The sequence below is a fragment of the Streptomyces sp. genome, assembly GCF_050698815.1.
Taxonomy (GTDB): domain Bacteria; phylum Actinomycetota; class Actinomycetes; order Streptomycetales; family Streptomycetaceae; genus Streptomyces.
Window position 1 is genome coordinate 1 of sequence record NZ_JBOHCV010000453.1, and the last position, 6,301, is coordinate 6,301.

At 72.7% G+C, this 6,301-nt stretch carries 6 protein-coding genes; 3 read left to right on the forward strand and 3 right to left on the reverse strand.

What is annotated here, in order from left to right; translation table 11 throughout:
- Positions 1–911: amidase family protein (locus ACRDP3_RS16470; protein WP_431517710.1), on the forward strand; the 911-nt coding region annotated here is incomplete at its 5' end.
- A gap of 31 nt (positions 912–942) precedes the next feature.
- On the opposite strand, the gene ACRDP3_RS16475 is transcribed toward ACRDP3_RS16470, so the two are convergent.
- On the reverse strand, positions 943–1,662 hold the full coding sequence (locus tag ACRDP3_RS16475) for a FadR/GntR family transcriptional regulator (protein WP_431517711.1): 720 nt from the start codon (positions 1,660–1,662) through the stop codon (positions 943–945).
- Positions 1,663–1,862: 200 nt separating this feature from the next.
- On the opposite strand from ACRDP3_RS16475, the gene ACRDP3_RS16480 reads away from it, so the two are divergent.
- Complete coding sequence (locus ACRDP3_RS16480) at positions 1,863–2,384, forward strand: gluconokinase (protein WP_431517712.1); 522 nt, start codon at positions 1,863–1,865, stop codon at positions 2,382–2,384.
- A 97-nt stretch (positions 2,385–2,481) separates the two neighbouring features.
- On the opposite strand, the gene ACRDP3_RS16485 is transcribed toward ACRDP3_RS16480, so the two are convergent.
- Together ACRDP3_RS16485 and ACRDP3_RS16490 are read right to left on the reverse strand one after the other, a co-directional pair.
- The gene (locus ACRDP3_RS16485; protein ID WP_431517713.1) at positions 2,482–3,843 is read right to left on the reverse strand and encodes a polysialyltransferase family glycosyltransferase; all 1,362 of its coding nucleotides are present in this window, start codon (positions 3,841–3,843) and stop codon (positions 2,482–2,484) included.
- Positions 3,840–4,817 carry a glycosyltransferase family 2 protein gene (locus ACRDP3_RS16490; RefSeq protein ID WP_431517714.1) on the reverse strand — a complete coding sequence of 326 codons (978 nt, stop codon included), beginning with the start codon at positions 4,815–4,817 and terminating at the stop codon, positions 3,840–3,842. Before ACRDP3_RS16490 ends, ACRDP3_RS16485 begins: the two co-directional genes overlap by 4 nt.
- Positions 4,818–5,101: 284 nt before the next feature.
- Here ACRDP3_RS16490 and ACRDP3_RS16495 point away from each other — a divergent pair.
- A partial coding sequence (locus ACRDP3_RS16495; RefSeq protein WP_431517715.1) for a DUF6716 putative glycosyltransferase occupies positions 5,102–6,301 on the forward strand: 1,200 nt, incomplete at its 3' end.

Here is a 6,301-nt window from a genome sequence, read left to right on the forward strand (position 1 = left end):
CCGCCGGGCTGGTGGCGGGAGCGCTGGGGTCGGACGGTGCGGGGTCCATCCGTATCCCGTCAGCCTGGAGTCATCTGGTCGGCATCAAGCCGCAGCGCGGCAGGATCTCGACCCTGCCGGACCGGGAATCCTGGAACGGGCTCACCGTCTTCGGTCCGCTCGCCCGCAGCGTCGAGGACGCGGCCCTGCTGCTGGACGTGGCCGCCGGGAACGTGGACGGCGATCTGCACCGGCCGCCGCCCGTGGACGTACGGTCGGCGGTCGGCCGGGACCCGGGGCGGCTGCGCGTCGCGCTGTCCACCAAGGCCCCCTTCACCGCGACGCGCAAGCAGCTCGACCCGGTGGTACGGGCGGCCGTCACCGCGCTCGCGGAGCGGCTGGCGGCCCTCGGACACGAGGTCGAGGAGGCCGACCCGCACTACGGGCCGATCGGACTCACCTTCCTGCCCCGGGCGACGGCCGGTGTGCGGGAGTGGAGCGGGCGCACTCCCGATCCCACGCTGCTGGACCCCCGCACCCAGGGCGTCGCCCGGGCCGGGCGGCTGCTGGGCGGTCCGGTGCTGCGCGCGGCCCGCGCCGCCGAGGTGCCATTGCGGCGGCGGGTCGGGCGGATCTTCCGCCGCTTCGACGTCGTGCTCGCCCCGACGACGGCGACGCCGCCCCCGCGGATCGGCGAGCTGGCCGGCCTCTCGGGCTGGCAGACGGACCAGAGGGTGATCGCCCACTGCCCGTACGCGTGGCCGTGGAACGTGCTGGGCTGGCCCGGCGTCAACGTCCCCGCGGGCTTCACCGACGCGGGCCTCCCGCTGGGCGCCCAGCTGCTCGGCCCGGCCGGCAGCGAGCCGCTGCTGGTCTCCCTGGCCGCCCAACTGGAGGCGGACCAGCGCTGGTTCGAACGCTGGCCAGCGTAGCCCACCGGGCCCGCCAGGCCCGCCGAGCCCGCTACGGCGCGAGGACGTCCAGTTCGGCCAAGGCGTCCTCGGCGATGGTCCGCATGATCCGCTCCGCGGTCGCGCCGTCCCGTTCCCGTACGGCCGCGGCGACCTGTACGTGCATCGTGACCGCCTCCTGGCGCGGGTCGCGGAACATCACCTCGTGCTCGGTGCGCCCGGTGAGCACCGCGGCGACGACGTCGCCGAGCCGCGCGAACATCTCGTTGCGCGAGGCCCGGAGCACGGTCCGGTGGAAGGCCATGTCGTGCACGAGGTAGTTCGGGAGCTGCTCACCGCGTGAGGTGCGCACCATGTCGAGGGCGTGCTCGGTCAGCTCCGCGCACTCCTCGGGGGTGGCCAGCTCGGCCGCGAGGCGGGCGGCGACCGGTTCGACCGCCGACCGCAGGACGGTCAGCGACCGCAGCTGGCGTGGCCGGTCCGACCCCGCGAGCCGCCAGGTGATCACCTGCGGGTCGTAGACGTTCCACTGCTCGGTGGGCAGTACGGTCACGCCCACCCGGCGCCGCGACTCCACCAGATGCATGGACTCCAGCACCCGCACCGCCTCGCGGACCACGGTGCGGGAGACCTCGTACCGTTCTGCGAGCTCGTCGGTGAGCAGGACCGTGCCCGGCGGAAACCCGCCCGCGGTGATCGCGGGCCCGAGTGAGTCGAGCAGGTGTGCGTGCAGCCCTCGCCCTCGCCCGCGGCCGTCCGCCTGGCTGGTCATGGCCCTCCCGTGTCGTCTCCGGCCGGTCTCTGCCTGGTCTCCGCCTCGGAAGGGTCAGCGTACGTGGTCACCGTCACGAATATTAAGTATGACCAATAAGTGACGAGCTATTGAATACGTGTGACGTAATGAGGTTGAGTGTGCCTGGCCCGCCCGGCGGGCGGGTCTGAAGAGGACAGCTGAGGACAGCGAGGTGTGTGATGAGGGCTGCCGCTGACGTCGTCATCGTCATGGGGGTGGCCGGTACCGGCAAGACCACGGTGGGGTCTCTCCTCGCCGAGGCGCTGGAGGTGCCGTACGCGGAGGCGGACGCCTTCCACCCGCCGGCGAACGTCGCGAAGATGACCGCCGGCACGCCGCTGGACGACACCGACCGGGCGCCCTGGCTCGACGCCATCGGGGACTGGGCGCGCGGCAGAACCGGGCTGGGCGGCGTGGTCAGCTGCTCCGCGCTCAAGCGTGCCTACCGCGACCGGCTGCGCAGCGCCGCGCCGCACGTCTTCTTCCTCCACCTCACCGGCGACCGCGCACTGATCGCCGAGCGGATGGGGCGGCGCCAGGACCACTTCATGCCCCCCGCCCTGCTGGAGTCGCAGTTCGCCACCCTGGAGCCGCTGCAGCCTGACGAGAAGGGGGCCGCCGTGTCCGTGGTCGCGGACCGCGGCGCTGTCACCGAACTGGCCCTCGCCGCTCTCCGTGAGCGGTCCGCGAGCGGCCCGTAGCGCCGTGGCGCCGTAGCGCCGTCGCGCACCTGTACCGACGTCAACGGGCCTGCGGCGGCAGGCCCGTTGACGTTCGCCGTTTCACGCCGTTCAGGGTTCAGCCGAGCGCGGCCCGCTTCAGTGCCCGTGCGCGGCGGGCGACCCTGCGCACCGTACGGTTGCGCGGCACGAAGGCCAGCTGCCGCGGCACGGCGCCCGGCAGGGCCAGCGAGGTGAGGCGGCGGCGCTTGAAGTAGAGGCGGGTACGGGCGTCGAGGTGCCCGGCCAGATAGCGCTCCGCGTCCGTGCGCAGCCCCGGATGGATCTGCGCCTGCATGCAGAAACCCACCGCCCGTACCAGGCCGGTCAGTTCACTTTCCACGTGCCGCGCGTCCGGCACGCTCCAGGCGCCGACCGCGGACGCGTCGGCGATGTCCGGCAGCAGCGCGTCGACGAGCGTGACCGGTATCCGGTTGCTGTTCTGGTAGGGCACTATCCGCTCCAGCAGCAGTTCCGTGCCGGTACGGGCGACCCGCAGCCCGTAGAAGGAGGCCGCCGTCAGCAGGGCGGTGGAGAAGCAGCCGACCACGAGGGACGGCCGCATCCGCTCGTAGAGCACCTCCGCCAGCACCGGCGCGGTCAGCACCCGCAGCTCGACGCCGAGTTCCCCGGCCTCTTTCTCCAGCGCGCGCGAGAACCGCGCCGGCGCGACGGGGTGCGGCTTGAACACGACGTTGCGGTGGCCGAGTTCGGCCGCGCCGCGCAGCATCCGCACATGCAGCCGCTCCTCCTCCTCGGCGGTGAGGATGTCCAGCGCGGAGAGATACTGCCCCAGCAGCAGCGCCGCCCCCTGCGGTGCCGAGTCGACGCTCGGCGGTACGTCCTGGGCGAGTTCGGCCAGGACGGAGGTGAACGCGTCGGTGGACACCACCTCGCCCGGCACGCCGAACTCCGTGAGCAGCAGCGGCTCCAGGCCCGGCAGCAGGTCGAGGTGGAGCAGCCGCCGTACCCGGGAACCGATCAGCGGATCGAGCTTGTTGCGGGTGGGGCCGTAGCTCATCAGGCCGTCGGCGTAGACGTCGATCGGTGCGTCGGGGAACAAGCGGGCGACGGCGAGGGCGGGTTCGACCTGGATGGATTCGACGACGAGTTCCACCTCGTCGTCGCCGAGGCCCCACAGCAGCCGCGCGTACCGCTCCCACATCGGCGCGTCGTCCGAGCGCGGCGACCAGCCGCCGGGGTGGAAGGGCCGGATGGCCTCGTTCCAGGACAGCACGCCGTCGAAGCGACCGCGCAGCCGCTCGAACCCCGGCATGGAGTCCAGGGCCGGGGACGTCTCGGGGGTCTGGGCGTTGTTGCTGACCAGCAGCAGCCGCCGGTCGGCCTCCGGGAAGTGGCCGGCGTCCAGTGCGGCGGCGAGGGTGGCGGCGCCGTACAGGGTGGAGGCGAAGAAGATCTGCGTACGCGTCGGCTCGCTCACGCCGCCTCCCCGGCGAGCGGAGCGGACCGGCGGCGCAGCCGGCGCAGCCGGGACGCGCGCTCGGCGTCCATGGAGTCCAGTGCGTCCGTCAGGACGCCTGCGGGGAGCCGCTTGAGTGCGGCGGCGCTCAACGAGCGGAGCTTGCGGGCCACTTGCGGTTCGAACCTTCCGCTGGTCAGGTGGTGGGAAATGATCGCGCAGTAGGTGCGTACGGCCTTCGGCAGCAACGTCTCCGCGTCCCGGTCCCGGGCGGTCTCGTCGATGACCTGGTCGAAGGCGCGGAGGAAGTCGAGCTGGCGCACATCACCGATCTGGGTGAGCGAGGAGGCGACGCCGCGCCGGTAGAAGACGCCCAGCAGCCCGAGGGTGGCGAAGGAGTCGGCTTCGCGGTGCAGCCGCCAGATCCACGGCCGGTCCTCGGCGGTGCGCAGCCCGTGCCGGAAGTGCAGCAGCCCGTCGTCGAGGAGTCTGCGGTGGTAGATGCCCGCCCACGCGTAGGCGTAGTCGACGGAGGTGGTGCGGTCGGCGGGCAGGATCGCGTCGCGCGGGTCCATGACCACGCCGCGGCGGCCGTGCGGGACGCGGGCGACCGTACGGGCGCGCGCCGTGCACTGGACGTGGTCGGTGCGCACGAAGTCGCAGCCCAGCCGCTCGATGGCGGCGAGCAGCCGCGGGTAGTACCCCGGGGCCAGCCAGTCGTCGCCGTCGAGGAAGGTCACGTATTCACCGCTGGCCGCGTCCAGGCCGGTGTTGCGGGCGGTGGCGAGACCGCCGTTCTGTTCATGCCGGCGAAGGACGGCACCCGGGAGTTCCCGTTCGGCATCCGTGAGAATCTCTGGAGTACCATCGGTCGAGCAGTCGTCGACCAGAATGAATTCGAAATCGTCCCGTGCGTTCGCACGGAGACTTCGCAGGGTGTCCGGGGCGTATGTCTGCACGTTGTAGAACGGCACGATGACGGAGAGCTTAACCACCCGGCAGACTTTAGGGGCGCCCCCCGGCCCTTGTCGTGACCTGGGACGTACGCGTTGGTGAACGGCGTGTGGCGGGATGGTTAACGCGACTGTGGGGCCGCTCGGTTAGCTGTTCGGCGGCGCGCTGTTAACCGTCTGTTGTATTTGCGTTGGGCCGGTCTCCGGAATCGCTTTCTAACGTCGGGGACGTGCCCTCACGTATCTCTTCCACTGAATCCCAGGGGGCCCAGGTTTCCCCGGAAACCCTGGGAACCGCGGATTCCGCCGCCGCACCGCGGGTGGCGGTGCTCGCCGATTCCGACACGCGCTGGAAATGGGGCGCGCTCACCGCGCGCCGCCTCGTCCCCGGCGCCCGGATCGACGGACTGCTGCTGCGCGGCCGCGCGACCCCGACCCCCCGGCAGCTCGCCGAGGTCGGTGTCGCGGTGGACTCGCTGAACGAGACGAGCGGCGTGCGGTTCGTACAGGAGGCCGTGGGCGCGGCGGAGGGCGCGGGGGCCGCCGGCGGTCGCCGTCCGTACGACGTGGTGGTGCTGGCCTGCGTCGGCGGCGCGGTGCAGGCGATGCTGCACGGCATGGCCCGGGCGGCCGCCGGGTCCGAAGGCGCCGCCGGGTCCCGACGCCGCCCCGTCGTCGTCACGGGCTACGTCGGCGTCGTCTACGAGAAGCTCGCCGACGGGCTGCTGCTGCGGCACGGTGCGGACCTCGTCCTCGCCAACTCCCGCTACGACGCCGAACGTTTCCGCGCCGTCTACGCCGGAGTCGGTGCCGACGACGACTCGGTCACCGAGGTCGCGCTCCCCTTCCTGGACGGCGCCCCCTATCAAGGCCCGCGCGACGGACAGCCGTTCACGGTCGTCTTCGCCGCCCAGCCGTCCGTACCGGCCGGCCGCGCCGACCGCGCGTACCTGCTGCGCCGCGCCGTCGCGCACGCCCGGGCGCACCCCGGCCGCGAGGTCCTCATCAAGCTCCGCAGCAGGCCGGGCGAGCACACCACGCACATCGAGGAACAGCCCTACCAGAAGCTCGCCGGCCGGCTGCCCGGCGGTCTGCCCGCCAACTGCCGCCTGGTCTACGGGCACATGGGCGAGGTCCTGGACCGTACCGACCTGCTGGTCACCGTCAGCTCCACCGCCGCGCTGGAGTCCCTGCACCGGGCGATCCCGACGGCCGTACTGACCGATCTGGGTGTGCGGGAGGCGCTGGGCAACCACCACTTCCTCGGATCCGGGTGCCTGGCTTCCTGGGACCAGCTCGACGCCGGACTGCTGCCGCAGGCCACGCCGGAGTGGACCGCGCGGCAGGGTGTGCTGCCCGACGGGCGGTACGCGAACGCCTTCGACACGGCCCGTGAGCGGGTCGCGCGGCTGGCCACGCGGGACCGGCTCCCGCCGCTGGCCCCGTACTACACGCCCGGGACCGCGCCGGGCTATCTGCCCGGCGTGCTCGCCCGCTACGGCTTCGACCCGCACGGCGCCCCGCTG

What these genes read in the sequence shown, in the direction of transcription:
- ACRDP3_RS16475 (WP_431517711.1), bottom strand. Translation starts at nt 1,662, where the DNA reads ATGACCAGCCAGGCGGACGGCCGCGGGCGAGGGCGAGGGCTGCACGCA.
- ACRDP3_RS16480 (WP_431517712.1), top strand. Translation starts at nt 1,863, where the DNA reads ATGAGGGCTGCCGCTGACGTCGTCATCGTCATGGGGGTGGCCGGTACC.